Origin of the sequence: Neobacillus drentensis (assembly GCF_036962125.1) — a bacterium.
In the GTDB taxonomy this organism is placed as follows: Bacteria; Bacillota; Bacilli; order Bacillales; family Cytobacillaceae; genus Neobacillus; species Neobacillus drentensis_B.
The window spans coordinates 213,915-234,229 of record NZ_JBALOA010000004.1 but is presented as its reverse complement, the minus strand read 5'-3'; the positions used below and the strand labels follow the sequence as shown (position 1 = coordinate 234,229).

Sequence of the window (20,315 nt, the reverse complement as noted above, 5' to 3'; positions counted from 1 at the left end):
GCTTAGCTTCATAAATGAAGCTAAAATTTATTGCTTGTTTGCACGATTTTGTTTGTTTAGTTTTCAAAGAACAATTTCACTATCGCCCGTAAGCGACTTAATAAATATACCACCGGCACAAATAAAAGTCAACAATATTTCTCTCTTTTTTTCCTATATTCATCATTAAAATACTTTTTTTCTATAACATTAGTTATATCACCGATAAATCAAGTAAACAAAAGGGAACACCTTGAGTGTCCCCTTCAATCAATTATTCTTCTTTCTCAGTATCGACTACATCGGAATGGTCTTCCTCAGCATTATCAACTACATCGCCATCAGCAGGAATTGACTCAAGAATTTCTTCTTCCTCTTCTTTCTCAACCTTAGCTACAGTAGCTACAAATTCATTTTCACTTTCCTTCATACTAATCAGCTTCACACCTTGAGTATTCCGGCCCATCTTAGAAATACTACCTACATCCATCCGGATTAGAACACCGCCAGTGGTTATAAGCATGAGGTCTTCTTCGCCTGTAACTGCACGCATCGAAACTAGTTCGCCATTTTTCTCAGTCACATGACAGGTTTTAATTCCTTTTCCGCCTCGGCCTTGAATTCGATATTCCTCGGCAGTGGTTCGTTTACCATAACCATTCTTGGTTACAATAAGGACATCATTGCTTTCCTCTAATACTTCCATACCGACAACTTCATCATCGCTATCAAGTGTAATACCTTTTACACCCGTAGCTGTTCTACCCATTGATCGAACATCTGTTTCAGGGAAACGGATAAGCATCCCCTTCTTCGTGCCGATAATCATGTGCTTGGTGCCATCGGTTAAGCGAGCAGAGATTAATTCATCTCCCTCACGCAAACTTAAGGCAATTAAGCCATTGTTACGGATATGTGCAAACGATGTTAATGGCGAACGTTTGGAAATACCTTCTTTGGTGGTAAAGAATAAGTACCAATCATCCACAAATTCCTCAACTGGTATAATGGCATTGACCCATTCTCCTTTTTCAACACCAAGGAGGTTAATAATTGGAATTCCTTTTGCCGTACGGCTGAATTCTGGTATTTCATATCCTTTTGAGCGATAAACTTTACCTTTGTTGGTAAAGAAAAGGATAGTGTCATGTGTTGAAGTTGTAATTAAATGTTCAACAAAGTCATCCTCGTTTGTTCCCATCCCTTGGATTCCACGTCCGCCTCGTCGTTGTGCACGATAGGTGGAAACAGGGAGACGCTTAATATAGCCATTATGGGTCAACGATATGACGATATTTTCACGCGGAATTAAGTCTTCGTCTTCAATATTTTCGATTCCGCCGGCAACGATTTCTGTACGTCGCTTATCATTAAACCGCTCTTTAATTTCAAGTAATTCTTCACGGATAATCTCAAGGATTTTTTCCTCGTCAGCAAGAATAGCCTTCAATTCAGCAATCAACGTCATGAGACTTTGATATTCATCTTCGATTTTTTCTCTTTCCAAACCTGTTAAACGCTGCAAACGCATATCAAGGATAGCTTGTGCTTGTTTTTCAGACAGATTGAATTGTGTCATTAATCCTTCGCGAGCAATATCCGTTGTCTGTGAGTTTCGAATTAGAGTAATAACTGCATCTAAATTATCTAAGGCAATTCGTAACCCTTCTAAGATATGGGCACGCGCCGCAGCTTTGCGTAATTCAAATTCTGTTCTTCGTCTAATGACTACTTGTTGATGATCCAGGTAATGGACGAGACATTGTTTTAGAGTCAATACCTTCGGGTGACCATTTACAAGCGCTAAAGTATTGACTCCGAAACTGGTTTGCAGTGCCGTTTGTTTATATAAATTATTTAAAAGGACATTTGCATTAGCATCTTTACGAACCTCAATAACAATTCGCATTCCTTTACGGTCTGACTCATCTCTTAGGTCTGTAATGCCTTCGATTTTTTTATCACGAGCCAATTCGGCTATTTTTTCAACCAATTTCGCTTTATTCACTTGGTACGGCAACTCATTAACAATTATGACTTCTTTACCATTTGATTTTGTTTCAATGACTACCTTTGCACGAAGAGTAATCGAACCTCTTCCTGTTTCGTACGCTTTACGAATGCCACTACGGCCAAGGATTAATCCGCCAGTTGGAAAATCCGGACCAGGAATAATTTCCATTAGCTCTGGTATAGTAATCTCGGGGTCACGAGAAACGGCTAAAACACCATCAATGATCTCTCCAAGCTGGTGCGGCGGAATGTTAGTTGCCATACCAACAGCAATTCCTGTTGTCCCGTTTACTAATAGGTTTGGAAATCGTGCTGGTAAAACAACAGGCTCTCTTTCCTCACCATCATAGTTATCTTGATAATCAATGGTATCTTTGTTTAAATCTCTTAATAATTCCATGGAGATTTTCGACATTCTTGATTCTGTATAACGCATCGCTGCTGCTGAATCACCATCTACCGATCCAAAATTCCCGTGACCATCCACTAGCATATAACGATAGTTGAAGTCCTGTGCCATCCGAACCATTGTTTCATAAACCGCCGAATCACCATGCGGATGATATTTACCAATAACATCCCCAACGATACGGGCAGACTTTTTATAGGGTTTGTCTGAATGAATACCCAAGTCATGCATGGCATATAAAATACGACGGTGAACTGGTTTTAAACCATCTCGAACATCTGGAAGGGCACGAGAAACAATAACACTCATCGCATAGTCAAGGAAGGATGATTTCATTTCCTGACTAATATTTATTTCGTTTATTTTTGAATTAGGTGTCTCTGTCATGTTACTTACCTCCCTCCGCCTTTTATATATCTAAATTCTTAACGTATTGTGCATTCGCTTCAATAAAGTTACGGCGTGGTTCAACCTTTTCACCCATTAGCATATCAAAAGTTTCGTCTGCTTCGATGGCATCTTCGAGACTTACCTGAAGCATGGTTCTTTGGGCAGGGTCCATCGTTGTTTCCCATAATTGTTCAGGATTCATCTCACCTAAACCTTTATAGCGTTGAATATTAGGCTTTGGTGTAGCCGGGAGCTCTGCAAAAATACGTTCTAGTTCTTTATCATTATAGGCATACTCAATACGTTTACCTTGCTGAACTTTATAAAGTGGCGGCTGAGCAATATATACATAACCAGCTTCTAAAATTTTTCTCATAAAACGGTAAAAGAATGTGAGAAGCAGGGTACGGATATGCGCACCATCAACATCGGCATCCGTCATGATGACAATTTTATGATAACGTGCTTTGGCAATATCAAAGTCTTCGCCAATACCTGTTCCAATTGCTGTAATCATCGCTCTTACTTCGTTGTTAGACAGAATTCGATCAAGACGTGCCTTCTCTACATTGAGAATTTTTCCTCGCAGCGGTAAAATCGCCTGGAAATGGCGGTCACGACCTTGCTTTGCCGACCCGCCTGCAGAATCACCCTCAACAATATACATTTCACTTTCCGCAGGATCCTTAGAAGAGCAGTCTGCTAATTTACCAGGTAAGCTAGAAACCTCTAATGCGCTCTTTCTGCGTGTTAGTTCCCTGGCTTTTTTTGCAGCGAGTCTTGCGCGTGCGGCCATTAAGCCTTTTTCAACAATTTTCCTAGCGACGGTTGGATTTTCTAACAAAAACTTATCGAATGTGCTGGAAAACACAGCATCTGTAATTGTTCTGACTTCTGAGTTTCCAAGTTTCGTCTTTGTTTGACCTTCAAATTGTGGATCCGGATGTTTAATTGAGACAATAGCGGTAATACCTTCACGTACATCTTCACCAGAAAGGTTGGTATCATTTTCTTTGATTAAGCCATTTTTTCTTGCGTAATCATTGATAACCCTTGTTAAAGCCGTCTTAAAGCCTGATTCATGCGTCCCGCCTTCATAGGTGTGGATATTATTTGCGAAAGAGTAAATGTTATCTGTATACCCTTCGTTATATTGGAGTGCGACTTCGACACTAATGCCGTCACGCTCTCCTTCCATGTAAATCGGCTCATCATGAATGACTTCTTTTGTGCGGTTTAAATGCTCTACATAGGATTTAATTCCGCCTTCGTAATAGTATTCATTACGTTTATTTTCAACACGCTTGTCTTCAATCGTGATTTTTATTCCTCTATTTAGGAAGGCAAGTTCACGAAGACGAGTAGCAAGAATGTCATATTCATAGACCAATGTTTCTGTAAAAATTTCACCGTCTGGTTTAAAGTGCGTGACTGTCCCCGTGATATCAGTCGTTCCAATAACCTCTAACTCCTGAACAACTGCACCACGTTCAAATTTGATTGAATAAATTTTCCCGTCTCTATGGACATAAACCTCAAGTTCAGTGGAAAGAGCATTAACAACAGAAGCACCAACACCATGCAGTCCTCCTGATACCTTATAGCCTCCACCGCCAAATTTTCCACCAGCATGCAGGACTGTCATAATGACTTCAACAGCTGGTCTGCCCATTTTCTCCTGTATTCCAACGGGGATTCCCCGTCCATTATCCTTAACAGTAATACTGTTGTCTTCCTCAATGATGACATTAATCTCATTGCAGAATCCTGCCAAGGCCTCGTCAATACTGTTATCAACAATTTCCCAAACAAGATGATGAAGACCCTTACCACTTGTTGAACCGATATACATACCGGGTCTTTTTCGAACAGCTTCAAGTCCTTCAAGAACTTGTATTTGATCCGCACCATATGCTTCTTCGACTGCTTTTTGTTCCAAAGTCATGCTTGTTCACCTGCACCTTCTGACAAAAATATATCTATAATTAAGTAAAAAATAGAAAAACTTCAAAATTCATGTATACTCATTTGATTTGAACGTTTCTTTAAAGTACCAGAAGAAATCGGGGATAAGTAAATATTGTCATATGTAACAATGACTGATTTAAAGGGGTTTTTGGTTAGATTAATTACTTTTCCCTTATGGGACTTGAGGAATTCTTCAACTAGCGGCGAGTTTTTCGCACTCTCTTTATCCAAGATAGAAATAATATCCCTTGCTCTAATATTAATATCTTCCCCGATATGGATATACATGGTTCACCTCAATTAACTTTCTTGATCATTCCTGCTTCAACAACAAATGTTGAGGCTTCTCGTAACGTTTGATGATCAATCCCTTCGACACTTGTGGTTGTCACAAAGGTCTGAACTTTCCCTTGGATTGTATTAAGTAAGTGAGACTGCCGGTAATCGTCTAATTCCGATAAAACATCGTCTAATAGTAAAATTGGATACTCTCCAATTTCCGCATAAATTAGTTCAATCTCCGCAAGCTTTAAAGATAAAGCGGTAGTTCGCTGCTGCCCTTGTGATCCGAATGTTTGCACATCTCTGCCATTCACGTAGAAAAGAAGATCATCACGATGGGGGCCAAACAGGCTAGTTCCTCGTTCAATTTCTCTCGTTCTAACCTTGCTGAATTTTTCTTCAAAACATGCTATCATCTTCGACAAATCTTGCTCTTCTAATACCTCTACTGACGGTTTATAAGTAATTTCAAGTGTTTCTAACCCTCTTGAAATTCCTTGATGAATGGGTTTGGCCCAATTTTGAAGAAGACGAAGAAATTCAAACCGTTTTGTTACAATTTTCACAGCCATCCCGATAAATTGTTCCGTTAGTATCTCCAACATGGTTTGGTCTGTCTGTTTTTTAATCTGCAGCATTTTTAAATAATGGTTACGCTGCTGAAGTATTTTCTGATACTGACTCATATCATGTAAATAAATTGGCGAAACCTGTCCAATTTCCATGTCAACAAATCGCCTGCGGACCTGAGGACTGCCCTTTACTAAATTAAGGTCTTCAGGAGCAAACATAACAACATTCATATTGCCTACATATTGACTTAACCTTTTCTGCTCGATATGGTTGCATTTCGCCTTTTTTCCCTTTTTTGAAATAATTAATTCGAGCGGCAATGAACTGTGTTGTTTTTGAACCCTACCCTCTATTTTAGCATACTCTTGGTCCCAGCGAATAAGTTCTTTATCATTTGACGTCCGATGTGACTTTGCCATTGCTAAAACATAAATGGATTCCATCACGTTTGTTTTTCCTTGAGCATTTTCACCCAAGATGACATTTACTTTATTTTCAAATTCGACAAACAACTCTTCATAATTTCGATAATTAGTGAGCGCTAATTTTTCAATATACATTAGGAAACGCTCCTTTAGCCAGGCTACTCGGTAAATTAATGGTTATCACTAGCTAATTACAAACTCACCAAAGCCAGGAATTCTGACCTTGTCACCGGTGCGCAGCTTTCTTCCTCTTCTTTGGTCTTGTTCGCCATTTATAAATATTTCATTCTCACTTAAAAACCATTTCGCCATGCCGCCAGATTGTATTACGTCAGCCAGTTTTAGGAATTGACCTAAAGTAATAAATTCTGTATCAATAGTTATCTTTTCTGGCAAAATCGTCACCTTCGTTTCTTAAAATGGTTTCAATACTTTATTTTACTAAATAATTAACAGAGATACAAAGGAAACTAAAAGAAAGCCACCTATATTTGGTGGCACTCAGTTTATTCACATAGTTTACGGTCTCGCACAAGAGCCCTTGAGCTTTCTAATTTTAGTATGTTCGGACTGGTAAGATTAATTGCAGAATAGTTTCATCGTGAAGAGGACGAATGACGAAAGGACGCATTGCACCAGTAAAACTTATTCTAATATCTGATCCTTCCAGCGCTTTTAAGGCATCCATCATATATTTCGCACTAAAGGAAATTTTTAATTCTTCTCCATCAATAGCTTCACTCTGAATTTCTTCTACTACCTTTCCAACCTCAGGTGTATTAGAAGATATCTCAATCAAGCCGCCTTCAATTGTTGAAAGCTTAACGACATTATTTCTTCCTTCTCTTGCTAATAAAGACGCCCGGTCAATCGCATGTAAAAATTCCTTTGTATTGACGGTTACATCCGTTTTACTTTCACTTGGAATTAATCTCGAAGTGTCAGGATAATTTCCTTCTAATAATCTTGAGAAAAATAATAAGTGCTTCGCTTTAAATAAGATTTGATTCTCAGTAATAACAATATCAATTAACTCATTGCTATCATCAATGATTTTACTAAGTTCATTTAAACTTTTTCCCGGAATAACCACATTATACGTTTCGTTTGTAGCCGTTTCGATCTTTGCCTTTCTTAGTGCAAGACGATGACTATCTGTTGCAATACAGTTTAATTCTCCGTTTTCAACCTTCCAGTTTACACCTGTCAAGATGGGGCGTGTTTCTGAGGTGGACACGGCGAAATGCGTTTGTCTAATCATTGCTTTTAATAAATCAGTGGCAATGTGAAATTTATTACTTTCCTCAATCTGTGGAAGGTGCGGATATTCTTCTGCATCAAGACCAATTAAGTTAAATTCTGATTTACCAGAGCGAATGACGGTTTGAAGCGAGCCTAAAACTTCGATTTCTACCGAATCTGTCGGAAGCTTTTTAACAATCTCGCTGAATACCTTAGCTTGAAGGACAATCGATCCAGCTTGTTTGATTTCAATAATTTCATCGCCCGCTTCTTCTTTTGGAATAAACGATTCAATCGATATATCTGAATCACTTCCGGTAAGTGTGACACCTTCTGCTGTCGCGGTAATTTTAATACCTGTTAAGATAGGAATCGTTGTTCTTGTGGTGACAGCTTTCATAACATCTTGAACACTCTGGACTAATCGATCTCTTTGGATGATAAATTTCATCGCACTTTTTCCTCCGTTTTAAGCATATTTTTTATTGTAATTACATAATATATTTTTTTAAAAAAATAGTAGAAGTACTAGTAGGGCCTGTTAGTATGTGGATAACTGCATTATTTCAACGGAAACACAGCCTATCCACATGTGGACAGACTGTGTGTAAATACTAAGAAGTTATTCACATAATTAAGTCTCTTATCAGATAAAAAAGTATAAGTTTTTGAACTTATGAATTGCGTTTTTCTTTAAACTTTTAATAGTTCGTGTAATTCTTTCATTTGTCTTTGCAATTGGGCATCGGACTGGAGAAGTTTAGAAATCTTCTCATGAGCATGAATTACTGTCGTGTGATCACGCCCGCCAAATTCTTCTCCTATTTTAGGCAATGAATAATCTGTTAATTCCCGTGAGAGATACATTGCAATTTGTCTCGGAAAAGCAAGTGACTTTGTCCGTTTTTTTGCTTTGAAATCCTCTAGCTTAATACTAAAGAGTTCCCCAACCGTCTTTTGAATATCCAGAATTGTTATCACTTTAGGTTTTGAACTAGGGATGATGTCTTTCAGAGCTTCAGCAGCTAGATCCGCATTGATATCCTTATTGATTAAGGAGGAGTATGCAACGACACGGATAAGAGCACCTTCAAGTTCACGAATGTTGGAGTCGATTTGATTGGCAATATACAGCATCACTTCATTAGGAATATCTAAACCCTCTGCTTTTGCCTTCTTTCTAAGGATGGCAATTCTCGTTTCCAAATCTGGCGGCGTAATATCAGTTATTAAACCCCATTCAAACCGTGACCGGAGCCTGTCCTCCAGTGTTGGTATTTCCCTTGGCGGCCGGTCGCTTGAGATAATAATTTGTTTACTTTCCTCATGAAGTGCATTAAAAGTGTGGAAAAATTCTTCTTGTGTTGATTCTTTTCCAGCTAAGAATTGAATATCATCTATAAGTAAAATATCTACATTTCGATATTTATTACGAAAATTTTCCGCCTTATTGTCACGAATCGAGTTAATAAACTCATTTGTAAATTTTTCAGATGACAAATAGACAACTTTTGCTGCAGGGTTATGGTCTAGGACATAATGACCAATAGCATGCATCAAGTGTGTTTTTCCTAGACCTACTCCTCCATAGATAAAGAGCGGATTGTATGCTTTTGCAGGTGCTTCAGCTACAGCGAGTGAAGCAGCGTGTGCAAACCGGTTGCCGGATCCAATAACAAATGTATCGAAGGTGTATTTCTGATTTAAAATACCTTGAGGAAATTCCCCGTGATCATCGTCCTTCTTTACCTTTTTGGGAGGCAATTGCACATCGTTTTCCGTATCTTTTTGGTTCTGCGGAATAATAAATTTAACAGAAAGCTCTTCTCCAGTAATTTCATAGAGAATCCCAGCAATTAATTGGGAATAACGTTCTTCCAGCCAATCTCGAGCGAACTCATTGGGTGCAGTTATGATAAGTAAATCACCTTGAAGGGAATGAGCCTTGGTGGACTTTAGCCAGGTGTCAAAGCTCGGTTTGCTAATCTTTTTCTCTATATTGGCCAGTGCAGCATGCCAAAGATCTGCAATATTTTCCAAATAATATCCCTCCTTTTTTGCTTGATATGAGAATCATTTATAAAACGATGGTGTTAGACCGGCAGTACAACCTATTAATTTATAAATATACGAAATAGTGAATGTGGATAATAAATAATAAGGAAGTAAAGTGGAGTTTCGACAATATCCACCCCTTGTGGACAACTTTCTACAGCCCTTCGGATAAACTATCCACATGATATCCACAATTTGTGGATAACGTATTGTTGTGGATAAAGTTATTCAGAGTGAAAACACAAATATAATATCAAATAATTGCCTTTGGTGCAATGCCCTTTCGTAGTTTATCCACAACTGTAACAATATGTGCACAGTGTTTGTCCACAAGTAGATATTTTGTGCAAAACCTGTCAATATCTTGTGTAGAGAGTAAAAAAAATGTCGAAAATATATCCACAGGCCGATAGTGATCTTAAGAGGGAATGTCTGGATAAATTTTTGAAGTCAAAAGATGATCAGGCTGCTGTCACTTTTCTTTTAAATAAAAAGGTAAATGTTTTTGAACTTAGTTAACTGTCTAGCTCCAGGCAATACGCCGCTGAACAGGACGCTGGAGCTTTTCTTTTAGAATTTCTGGAAATCGGCTGATTCATGTTCAATAAAATTTGGAAATGGAAACAATAGTGAAGAGTAGTTGACAATTAGCGGGTGACGTCTTTATAATAAATAGGACTGTCATTTAAACTTGATAGCTATTCCTCAGGGAGGTGTCATATAATGAAAAGAACATATCAACCAAATAGCCGTAAACACAGTAAAGTTCATGGCTTCCGTAGTCGTATGAGCTCTGCTAATGGCCGTAAGGTTCTAGCTCGTCGTCGTCAAAAAGGAAGAAAAGTATTATCAGCATAGACCACTGAACAGTCAGTGGTCTTTTTTCTAATCAAGACTGAAGGTGTTTTTTTATGAAAAAAAAGCTACGAATAAAGAAGAATAAAGAATTCCAAGCGGCATTTCAAAAAGGGCACTCGTTTGCCAATAGGCAGTTTGTAGTTTATTCCTTAATAAAAGAGGGACAAGACTCTTACCGGATTGGCCTGTCTGTGAGTAAGAAGATAGGAAATGCAGTAACAAGGAATAGGATTAAACGGTATGTAAGACAATCTATTTTCGAACTGAACGATCAGTTAGCAAAAGGAAATGATTATGTCATTATTGCTAGGAAGCCGGCAGCAGAAATGGATTTCTTTGAGGTGAAAAAGAGTCTGACCCATGTCCTTAAGGTCGGAAAAGTTTTGAAGAAGTGACGTTTAGGACATAATTGCGAAGGAATTCGCCTGAAAATTTCACCATTTTGAAGACAATTCCTTTGCACAGATGATAAAATACCCTTAATATCCTACAAAATAAATTGTACATAGAAGAGTTTCATTATCTTTGGTGTAAGGAGGAAATTTTGGTTGAAAAAACGAATATTACTAGTAATTGGCTTACTGTCTGTCTTTATCTTGCTGACAGGTTGCAGTGAAATAAAGCAGCCAATTACTTCTGAAAGTACTGGTTTCTGGAACGAATATATTGTTTATCCATTGTCATGGTTAATCAAAGAAGGCGCACATATTCTCGGGGGCAGCTTTGGATTATCGATTATTGTCGTAACGATTCTAATTCGCCTTGCTATTTTGCCATTGATGATTAAGCAGACGAAAAGTTCAAAAGCGATGCAGGCCCTTCAGCCAGAAATGGCAGAATTGAAAAAGAAATATAGTTCAAAAGATCAAAAAACACAGCAAAAGCTGCAACAGGAAACGATGGCCTTGTTTTCAAAACATGGCGTTAATCCAATGGCTGGCTGTTTTCCATTAATCGTGCAAATGCCAATTTTAATTGGTTTTTACCATGCTATATCACGAACTAGAGAAATTGCTCAGGATAATTTTCTATGGTTTGATTTAGGCGATAAGGATCCATATTATATCTTGCCAATTATTGCAGGTATCACAACATTTATTCAGCAAAAGTTGATGATGGCTGGTCAAGACCAAAATCCACAAATGGCGATGATGCTATGGGTGATGCCAATTATGATTGTTGTGTTTGCCTTCAATTTCCCAGCTGCACTTTCATTGTATTGGGTAGTCGGAAATGCTTTTATGATTGTGCAAACTTATTTTATTAAAGGACCGGATTTGAAAACGGCAAAAGCATCCGGTAATGCGGGAGGAGCAAAAAAGTGAAACAGGTAACTGCTACAGGACAAACTGTCGAAGAAGCAGTAAAATCAGCTTTAGCTCAATTACAAATCAGCAAAGACCGCACAGATATTGACATAATTGATGAAGGTAAAAAGGGTATTTTTGGTATTTTTGGATCACGTCCTGCAGTGGTCAAAGTAACAGTAGTTATTGACCCAATTGAAGAGGCAAAGAAATTTCTGGCCCAGGTAAGCGAACAAATGGGTGCGCCTGCAGAAATAGAAATCAAGCGGGACGGGAAACATGTTCATTTCATTCTGACCGGGGAAAAAATCGCATTATTGATTGGAAAAAGAGGGCAAACATTAAATTCGCTGCAATATTTGACGCAATTAGTCCTCAATCGATTTTCAAATCAATATTTAACAGTGATTTTAGATGCTGAAGATTACCGGAAACGTAGAAATGATACGCTAATTCAATTAGCACATCGGCTTGCCCAAAAAGCAGTGAAGTCAGGAAAAGATGTAACCCTTGAACCTATGCCTTCATATGAGCGTAAAGTAATCCATGCTGCTTTATCAGATAACAAACGTGTCAAAACATTATCTGATGGATCGGAACCACATCGTTTTATCGTGATTTCTCCAGTAAAAAGATAATTTTTAACAATTATGACGAACTAAGACATCCTATTTATTAATAGGGTGTCTTTTTTTGGTCTATGCTGTTAATGGCAAAATAAATAATTGTTGATAACATACATCTTTTCTCCTTTTTCGTTTTATTGTTATTCACATGTGGATAAGTTAAAATAATAATGGGATAAAAGCGGCTTGTGGATAGTTATAGAAAAGAGAGTTTGCTTTTTCAACAGAAAATGATGTGGTATTCTAATGTTTTGGGTAAAAAATCATTTTTTATATAGATGAACAGTTTTAGTATGAGGTGAAGGAAATGGAATATGATACGATTGCGGCCATATCAACTCCGATGGGGGAAGGGGCTATCGCCATTGTTCGCTTGAGTGGGGATGATGCCATTCCAATGGCAGACAAGCTGTTTAGAGGCGTCGGCGGGAAGAGGCTGATTGAAGCAGCAACCCATACGATTCATTACGGGCACCTGCTTGACCCGAAATCGAAGCAAGTGGTTGAAGAAGTTATGGTATCCGTAATGAAGGGTCCGAAAACTTTTACAAAAGAGGATGTCGTGGAAATAAACTGCCACGGCGGGATTGTTTCTGTGAACCGCGTGCTTCAATTGGTACTTACGAATGGAGCAAGATTAGCGGAACCAGGAGAATTTACTAAAAGAGCGTTTTTAAATGGACGGATTGATTTATCACAAGCGGAAGCAGTCATGGATTTAATTCGAGCAAAAACAGACCGGGCCATGAATGTAGCACTGGGGCAAATGGAAGGGCGCTTATCAAAATTAATTCGCAGACTTAGACAGGAAATATTAGAAATTCTTGCTCATGTAGAAGTCAATATTGATTACCCTGAATATGACGATGTCGAAGAAATGACCCATAAAATGCTCTCGGAAAAAGCTCATTTTGTTCGGGAAGAGATCAAAAAACTGTTACAAACATCGGAGCAAGGGAAAATTTTACGAGAAGGATTGTCAACCGCAATAGTTGGCCGCCCGAATGTGGGAAAATCCTCACTCCTAAACAGCCTTGTTCATGAAAATAAAGCAATTGTCACTGATATCCCTGGAACCACAAGGGATGTTATTGAGGAATATGTAAATGTTCGCGGCGTCCCACTTCGGCTTTTGGATACGGCGGGGATCAGAGAAACAGAGGATATCGTTGAACGAATTGGGGTTGAGCGTTCTCGCCAGGTCCTACAAGAGGCAGATTTGATTTTACTTGTCTTAAATTATGCAGAACAGCTGAGTGCGGAAGATGAGAAGTTGTTTGAAGTGGTTAAAGGAATGGATGTCATCGTTATTGTGAATAAAACAGATTTAGAGCAAAAAATTAATTTTAATCAAGTAAGCGAGTTAGCGAAAGACCATAAGATTGTCACCACTTCGCTGCTTGAAGATCGTGGTGTCGATGAGCTAGAAGAAGCCATCGCTTCGTTATTTTTCGCAGGGACAATTGATGCAGGGGATATGACCTATGTATCCAACAGCCGTCATATTGGTTTATTAAGCCAGAGTTTAAATACCATTGAAGAAGCCATGGAGGGAGTAGAAATGGGAACTCCAATTGATATCATTCAAATTGATTTAACGAGAACATGGGAATTACTTGGCGAAATTATTGGAGAAAGTGTCCATGAAAGCCTGATTGATCAGCTATTCTCACAATTTTGTTTAGGGAAATAGAAAGAGGAGTGACAACATGCAATACGAAGCAGGAAATTATGACGTCATTGTCATCGGTGCAGGTCATGCAGGCTGTGAAGCAGGCCTTGCTGCAGCGAGAATAGGCGCAAAAACACTAATGATTACCATTAATCTCGATATGGTTGCCTTTATGCCATGTAACCCATCGGTTGGAGGACCAGCGAAGGGAATCGTTGTCCGAGAAATTGATGCCCTAGGCGGAGAAATGGGCAGAAATATTGATAAAACCTATATCCAAATGAGAATGCTGAATACCGGGAAAGGGCCGGCGGTGCGAGCACTGAGGGCACAGGCAGATAAATTTGCCTATCAGCATGAAATGAAGAAAACCATCGAAGATGAAGAAAATATGACCTTAATCCAAGGGATGGTCGAACAGTTAATCGTTGGGGATGGTGTTTGTACAGGCGTTATTACCAAAACTGGGGCCGTTTATCGTTCAAAAACTGTTGTTATAACTACAGGTACCTTCCTACGTGGTGAAATTATTATTGGTGACTTAAAGTATTCAAGTGGTCCGAATAATCAGCAGCCGTCCATTCGATTATCTGAACATCTAGAAACACTCGGCTTTGACCTCGTTCGTTTTAAAACAGGAACACCGCCGCGCGTAAATAGTCATACGATTGATTATAGTAAAACAGAAATTCAACCTGGTGATGAGACGCCAAGAGCGTTTTCTTATGAAACAACAAAGTATATCACTGACCAATTGCCATGCTGGTTGACTTATACGAACGAGGCAACGCATCAAATTATAGACCAAAACCTTCATCGCTCACCGATGTTTTCAGGAATGATCAAAGGAACGGGTCCGCGTTACTGTCCATCGATTGAGGATAAAGTCGTCCGTTTTAATGATAAACCCCGTCATCAAATTTTCCTTGAGCCTGAAGGCAGGCATACGCAGGAGGTCTATGTACAGGGGCTGTCAACCAGCTTGCCAGAAGATGTTCAGCAGCAAATTCTAAAATCCATTTCTGGACTTGAAAATGTGCAAATGATGCGTTCTGGCTATGCCATCGAATACGATGCAATTGTTCCTACTCAGCTATGGCCAACCCTTGAAACAAAGATTGTTAAAAATTTATATACCGCGGGCCAAATCAACGGAACCTCCGGCTACGAAGAGGCTGCTGGTCAAGGTTTAATGGCTGGGATTAATGCCGGCTTAAATGCACTTGGCCGCGACCAGTTAGTGTTAAGTCGCTCTGATGCGTATATTGGCGTGTTAATTGATGATTTAATCACAAAGGGAACAAATGAACCTTATCGTTTGCTAACATCGCGTGCAGAATACCGTCTTCTTTTGCGTCATGATAATGCCGATTTACGCCTTACAGAAATTGGCCATCAAATTGGACTGATTCGTGACGACCGCTATCAAAGATTTTTGGCAAAAAAGGACGCAATCGAGGCGGAAAAGCAGCGCTTAGAGTCAACATTTTTAAAACCAACCGAAGAGGTTCAAGAATTGATTCGAAGTATTGGCGGCAGTGAATTAAAGGACGGCATCCGTGCCGCTGATTTATTGAAAAGACCAGAAATGTCCTATCAACAGTTGGAGGCCATTTTTCCTAGTGAGGCTCCATTAGATGAAGATGTGAAGGAACAAGTTGAAATTCAATTAAAATATGAGGGGTATATTATTAAATCCCTGCAGCAGGTTGAACGATTAAAGAAAATGGAAGATAAGAAAATCCCTGAAAATATTGATTATGATGCTGTCTCAGGACTTGCGACCGAAGCACGGCAGAAATTAAAACTTGTCAAACCGCTTTCGATTGCCCAGGCATCTCGAATTGCAGGGGTGAATCCGGCGGACATTTCCATCCTGCTTGTTTACCTCGAACAAGGCAAAATAGCTAGAGTTTCAAATGAATAAATATGTGAGGAAGATTAGAGAATGATCATCAAACAATTTGCAGCAAATTTGCGGGAAAAAGGGATTACCCTTTCAAGTGAGCAGCTCGACCAGTTTGAGAAATATTTTGAGACCTTGGTTGAGTGGAATGAAAAAATGAATCTAACAGCAATAACCGATAAAGCGGAAGTCTATTTAAAGCACTTTTATGATTCAATTACCGCTTCATTTTATTATGATTTTACCAAGCCCTTTCATCTTTGCGATGTGGGGGCGGGTGCTGGATTCCCGAGTATCCCATTAAAGATTGTTTTCCCTCAGATTGAGGTGACGATTGTTGATTCATTAAACAAGCGAATTTCTTTCTTAAATCATCTTGCTCAGGTATTAAAATTGGAAAATGTTCATTTTATTCATGACCGTGCCGAAACCTTTGGGGTTAATCCTCAATTTCGTGAAAGCTTTGATGTGGTCACAGCAAGGGCAGTGGCGAGAATGTCAGTGCTAAGTGAATTTTGTTTACCACTTGTGAAAGTGGGCGGACACTTTATTGCTATGAAAGCTGCCCACGCGAAAGATGAATTAGGTACGGGTCAAAAGGCAATTACCACTCTTGGCGGCAGGCTTGAGGAAATGTTTACTTTTACATTGCCAATGGAAGAAAGTGAGCGGACGATTCTCATCATTAAAAAGGAAAAACAAACACCAAAGAAATATCCACGCAAGCCGGGGACACCTAGTAAGACACCAATTGAATAAGAAAAGCGTAAGCTCACGTTTAGTAAAAAAACATTTTGGGGAACTAACAATTTTTTAACAAACATGTTATTCTAAGCAGGAAGAATTTATGCTGGCAGAGAAATAGTAATAGGGAGTTTCGTAAAGGTGGTGTTGGGGATGAAGCAATCATTTACACGCTTTTTTGGCCTCGGCGATAAGGGAGAACAAGAGGTTGAACTTGATAAAGAGCTAATTACGGAAAAAAACGAGGAAATCAATAAGATCCCAATCGATCAAATTGTTCCAAATAGATTTCAGCCTCGGACCGTTTTTGATGAAGAAAAAATTGAAGAATTAGCACGAACGATTCATATACATGGTATTATTCAACCAATTGTCGTCAGGGAATTTGCAATTGGCCAATATGAAATTATTGCTGGGGAACGCCGTTTTCGTGCGATGAAAAAGCTGGGGTGGACGGAAGCACCAGCTATTATTAAAAATTTATCTGATACTGAAACGGCTTCTGTTGCGTTAATTGAAAATTTACAACGAGAAGAACTGTCGCCGATCGAAGAAGCGATGGCCTATGGTAAATTGCTGGAATTACACAACTTAACCCAGGAAGCTTTAGCACAACGCCTTGGGAAAGGGCAGTCGACGGTTGCCAACAAGCTCCGTCTTCTAAAATTACCGCAGCCTATTCAAGAGGCATTATTAACGAAAACAATCACAGAACGTCATGCTCGGGCATTAATCCCGCTAAAAGATCCAGAAAAACAAGTGGGGTTATTAGCGGAAATTATTGAGAAAAATTTTAATGTTAAGCAAACTGAGGACCGTGTCGTTAAGCTGCTTGAGCAAAAAAACGAAAAGCCAAAGCCAAAACGGAAGGCTTTTAGTAAAGATATGAGAATCGCTGTCAATACGATTCGCCAATCGTTAAATATGGTAACAGACAGCGGGATTAATCTCGATGCTGAGGAAGAAGAATTTGATGAATTCTACCAATTTACCATCCGCATTCCAAAGAAAAAATAATAGTTAAATAGGCAAATAAATGCGAGAACCAGACATCCAACTGTTTGGTTCTTTTTATTTGAGAAAATCACCTTTTTAGTGGTAATGTTTGGAAAATAAGGTGCTTGCTGCCCACTAATTTAGACACATATGTTAAATAAGGCATTTGAATATTTTAAGAAAAAATCCAACATCCCTTCTGTTTCATGCTAAAATAAAGGAATGGAATTTTTCCTTTTCGTCATTCAACTAAGATTAGCCAAATGAATAGGATTTTTATAGAATTTAATAGAATACAAGAATAAAAACTTTGAGAGAATAAAAGGGTAGGTGACATCGTGGGCAAAATTCTTGCAATCGCGAATCAAAAAGGCGGAGTCGGTAAAACGACTACCTCTGTCAACCTAGGTGCCTGCTTAGCATATATTGGAAAACGTGTCCTGCTTGTAGACACGGACCCGCAAGGAAATGCAACTAGCGGGATTGGTATTGAAAAGGCAGAAGTTGACCAATGCATATATGATGTTTTAGTAGATGACGTTGAAGCCAAAAATGTAATTAAACCTACTTCGGTGGAAAATTTGTATGCCATCCCAGCAACGATTCAGTTGGCAGGGGCAGAAATTGAATTGGTTCCGACCATTTCAAGAGAAGTTCGGTTAAAACGTGCACTTGATGAAGTAAGGGATCAATTCGATTATATTATTATTGATTGTCCGCCATCATTAGGATTACTAACGCTTAATGCCTTAACGGCTTCTGATTCTGTCTTAATCCCTGTCCAATGTGAATATTATGCACTGGAGGGCTTAAGTCAATTGTTAAGTACGGTCAGACTTGTACAAAAACATTTGAATCAGGATTTGAAAATTGAAGGTGTCTTACTAACGATGCTTGATGCACGAACCAATCTCGGTATCCAAGTCATTGAAGAAGTGAAAAAGTATTTTCAAGATAAAGTGTATAAAACCATCATTCCAAGGAATGTACGTCTAAGCGAAGCTCCCAGTCATGGGGAACCGATTATTACCTATGATTCAAAATCCCGTGGTGCTGAGGTGTATTTAGATTTAGCAAAGGAAGTGGTCTCGAATGGCTAAAGGTTTAGGAAAAGGCCTTAATGCATTTTTTGCGGATGCTAGTAAAGAGGAAGTAGTTCAAGAAATCAAACTAAACGAATTACGTCCCAATCCATACCAGCCTCGTAAAACCTTCCAACCAGAAACAATTAATGAATTAAAAGAGTCAATTATTGAACATGGAATCTTACAGCCGCTAGTCGTTAGAAAGAGTATTCGAGGCTATGAAATTGTCGTAGGTGAACGACGTTTCCGCGCGGCAAGAGAAGCGAAACTTGAAACCGTTCCTGCTGTTGTCCGTACCCTGTCTGAACAGCAAATGATGGAATTGGCTGTTCTTGAAAACCTGCAAAGGGAAGATCTAAATCCAATTGAAGAGGGACTAGCTTATCAATTGTTAATGGAAAAGTTAAAGATGACCCAAGAAGAAGTGGCAAAGCGCCTCGGAAAAAGTCGGCCGCATATCGCCAATCATATTCGGCTGCTTTCCCTCCCTCAAAAAATTCAGGAATCTATTTCAAACGGTAAAATATCAATGGGACATGGCCGTGCCTTATTAGGTCTTCGTCAAAAAGAATTGCTGTCGAGTTTAGTTGAAAAAGTAACCAAAGATGGTCTTAATGTTCGTCAATTAGAAAAATTGATTCAGCAATTAAATGAAAGTGTTCCACGTGAAACAAAAAAGCCTGAAAAGAAAAAAGATGTCTTTATCAAGGAACGGGAACATTTCCTTCGGGAGCGATTTGGTACGACGGTCAATATTAAACAGAACAAGAATAAAGGGAAAATTGAAATTGAATTTTTCTCTAGAGAGGATCTAGAACGGATTTTGGAAATGCTCGATCAGGAAGATTCATCATTATAAACCATCAAACGGTGGTTTATTTTTTTTGGTGATTATGATAGTTTAATAGGTATATATTTCGAAGGTCGAAAAAAGGTGGATGTTGGATCATGTTTTTGTTAGGTACACTTGTAAATGGATTGTTAATTATTATCGGCACTCTTCTTGGGAAATTGTTAAATCGAATTCCAGAAGGAATGAAGGTCACTGTTATGTATGCCATTGGCTTATCCGTAATGGTTTTAGGCTTACAAATGGGCCTGAAGAGTGAAAACTTCCTGATTGTTATTATTAGCTTGGTTGTTGGTGCGGTAGCTGGTGAAGCATTAAGGTTAGAGGATAAATTAAATGATTTAGGTCTATGGCTGGAAGGGAAAGTAGGCTCTAAAGATGGAAAAGGCAGTATCTCAGAAGGATTTGTCACTGCTACCTTAATCTTTGTGATTGGGGCGATGGCGATTATTGGTGCACTCGATAGCGGTATTCGCGGCGACCATGATGTATTATACACCAAGTCATTAATCGATGGATTTACGGCATTAATCTTAACGACCACCTTAGGTATTGGAGTAATCTTTTCAGCGATTCCAGTTGTCCTATATGAAGGAGCTATTGCTCTATTTGCAACCCAGATTGACCGCTTTGTCCCACAAGCCTTGATGAATCAGTTTATTGTCGAGATGACGGCAACAGGTGGAATCATGATTTTTGCCATTGGCTTAAATTTAACCGGGATGGTCAAAATTAAAGTAGCCAATTTGCTCCCGGGGATTGTCGTCACCGGACTAATCGTGACAATTCTTTATAATTATCATCATTTTTTCTAATCATTAAAAGTCAAAATGCAATCGGAGGTAAACACCGATTGCATTTTTTTTAAGATAAATTATAAGTCTTTGAACTTAGATTACTGTCTAGCTCCAGCACCCTAGCGGCTAGTGTCCTTC

At 38.9% G+C, this 20,315-nt stretch carries 18 protein-coding genes; 11 read left to right on the top strand and 7 right to left on the bottom strand.

Features of this window, described 5'->3' with window-relative positions; translation table 11 throughout:
- Positions 1-253 precede the first annotated feature (253 nt).
- The 7 genes from gyrA to dnaA all read right to left on the bottom strand — a co-directional run bounded on the left by gyrA (position 254) and on the right by dnaA (position 9,321).
- Complete coding sequence (gyrA, locus tag V7121_RS04590; protein WP_335497251.1) at positions 254-2,788, bottom strand: DNA gyrase subunit A; 2,535 nt, start codon at positions 2,786-2,788, stop codon at positions 254-256.
- A gap of 22 nt (positions 2,789-2,810) precedes the next feature.
- Complete coding sequence (gene gyrB, locus V7121_RS04585; protein ID WP_420490595.1) at positions 2,811-4,736, bottom strand: DNA topoisomerase (ATP-hydrolyzing) subunit B; 1,926 nt, start codon at positions 4,734-4,736, stop codon at positions 2,811-2,813.
- Positions 4,737-4,798: 62 nt separating this feature from the next.
- Positions 4,799-5,047 (bottom strand): extracellular matrix regulator RemB, encoded by a 249-nt coding sequence (remB, locus tag V7121_RS04580; RefSeq protein WP_335497252.1) that lies wholly within the window; start codon positions 5,045-5,047, stop codon positions 4,799-4,801.
- 8 nt (positions 5,048-5,055) lie between these two features.
- Positions 5,056-6,174, bottom strand: a complete 1,119-nt coding sequence (recF, locus tag V7121_RS04575) for a DNA replication/repair protein RecF (protein ID WP_335545869.1) — start codon at positions 6,172-6,174, stop codon at positions 5,056-5,058.
- A 48-nt stretch (positions 6,175-6,222) separates the two neighbouring features.
- Complete coding sequence (gene yaaA, locus V7121_RS04570; protein WP_335497256.1) at positions 6,223-6,435, bottom strand: S4 domain-containing protein YaaA; 213 nt, start codon at positions 6,433-6,435, stop codon at positions 6,223-6,225.
- Positions 6,436-6,595: 160 nt separating this feature from the next.
- Complete coding sequence (gene dnaN, locus V7121_RS04565; RefSeq protein WP_335497259.1) at positions 6,596-7,732, bottom strand: DNA polymerase III subunit beta; 1,137 nt, start codon at positions 7,730-7,732, stop codon at positions 6,596-6,598.
- Positions 7,733-7,974: 242 nt separating this feature from the next.
- Positions 7,975-9,321: a chromosomal replication initiator protein DnaA gene (dnaA, locus tag V7121_RS04560; RefSeq protein ID WP_335497261.1), complete on the bottom strand. Its 1,347-nt coding sequence runs from the start codon at positions 9,319-9,321 to the stop codon at positions 7,975-7,977.
- Between the two features lie 738 nt (positions 9,322-10,059).
- On the opposite strand from dnaA, the gene rpmH reads away from it, so the two are divergent.
- From rpmH to V7121_RS04505, 11 genes are all read left to right on the top strand, one after another.
- A complete protein-coding gene (gene rpmH, locus V7121_RS04555; protein ID WP_024031040.1) occupies positions 10,060-10,194 on the top strand; it encodes a 50S ribosomal protein L34 in 135 nt (44 codons plus the stop codon).
- A gap of 53 nt (positions 10,195-10,247) precedes the next feature.
- Positions 10,248-10,589, top strand: a complete 342-nt coding sequence (gene rnpA / locus V7121_RS04550; RefSeq protein WP_335545867.1) for a ribonuclease P protein component — start codon at positions 10,248-10,250, stop codon at positions 10,587-10,589.
- Between the two features lie 153 nt (positions 10,590-10,742).
- Positions 10,743-11,519, top strand: coding sequence for a YidC family membrane integrase SpoIIIJ (gene spoIIIJ, locus V7121_RS04545; RefSeq protein WP_335497266.1), 777 nt, complete (start codon positions 10,743-10,745; stop codon positions 11,517-11,519).
- A complete protein-coding gene (gene jag, locus V7121_RS04540) occupies positions 11,516-12,139 on the top strand; it encodes an RNA-binding cell elongation regulator Jag/EloR (RefSeq protein WP_335545865.1) in 624 nt (207 codons plus the stop codon). Before spoIIIJ ends, jag begins: the two co-directional genes overlap by 4 nt.
- Positions 12,140-12,434: 295 nt before the next feature.
- Entirely contained in the window at positions 12,435-13,820 is a 1,386-nt protein-coding gene (gene mnmE / locus V7121_RS04535; protein ID WP_335497271.1) for a tRNA uridine-5-carboxymethylaminomethyl(34) synthesis GTPase MnmE, read from the top strand.
- A 16-nt stretch (positions 13,821-13,836) separates the two neighbouring features.
- Positions 13,837-15,726 carry a tRNA uridine-5-carboxymethylaminomethyl(34) synthesis enzyme MnmG gene (gene mnmG, locus V7121_RS04530; protein ID WP_335545863.1) on the top strand — a complete coding sequence of 630 codons (1,890 nt, stop codon included), beginning with the start codon at positions 13,837-13,839 and terminating at the stop codon, positions 15,724-15,726.
- A gap of 21 nt (positions 15,727-15,747) precedes the next feature.
- Complete coding sequence (rsmG, locus tag V7121_RS04525) at positions 15,748-16,464, top strand: 16S rRNA (guanine(527)-N(7))-methyltransferase RsmG (protein WP_335545861.1); 717 nt, start codon at positions 15,748-15,750, stop codon at positions 16,462-16,464.
- A 138-nt stretch (positions 16,465-16,602) separates the two neighbouring features.
- Positions 16,603-17,466 carry a nucleoid occlusion protein gene (gene noc / locus V7121_RS04520; RefSeq protein WP_335497277.1) on the top strand — a complete coding sequence of 288 codons (864 nt, stop codon included), beginning with the start codon at positions 16,603-16,605 and terminating at the stop codon, positions 17,464-17,466.
- A gap of 317 nt (positions 17,467-17,783) precedes the next feature.
- Positions 17,784-18,545 (top strand): ParA family protein, encoded by a 762-nt coding sequence (locus V7121_RS04515; protein ID WP_335497279.1) that lies wholly within the window; start codon positions 17,784-17,786, stop codon positions 18,543-18,545.
- Complete coding sequence (locus V7121_RS04510; RefSeq protein WP_335545859.1) at positions 18,538-19,389, top strand: ParB/RepB/Spo0J family partition protein; 852 nt, start codon at positions 18,538-18,540, stop codon at positions 19,387-19,389. Before V7121_RS04515 ends, V7121_RS04510 begins: the two co-directional genes overlap by 8 nt.
- 89 nt (positions 19,390-19,478) lie before the next feature.
- A complete protein-coding gene (locus V7121_RS04505) occupies positions 19,479-20,195 on the top strand; it encodes a DUF554 domain-containing protein (RefSeq protein ID WP_335497282.1) in 717 nt (238 codons plus the stop codon).
- Positions 20,196-20,315: the final 120 nt, after the last annotated feature.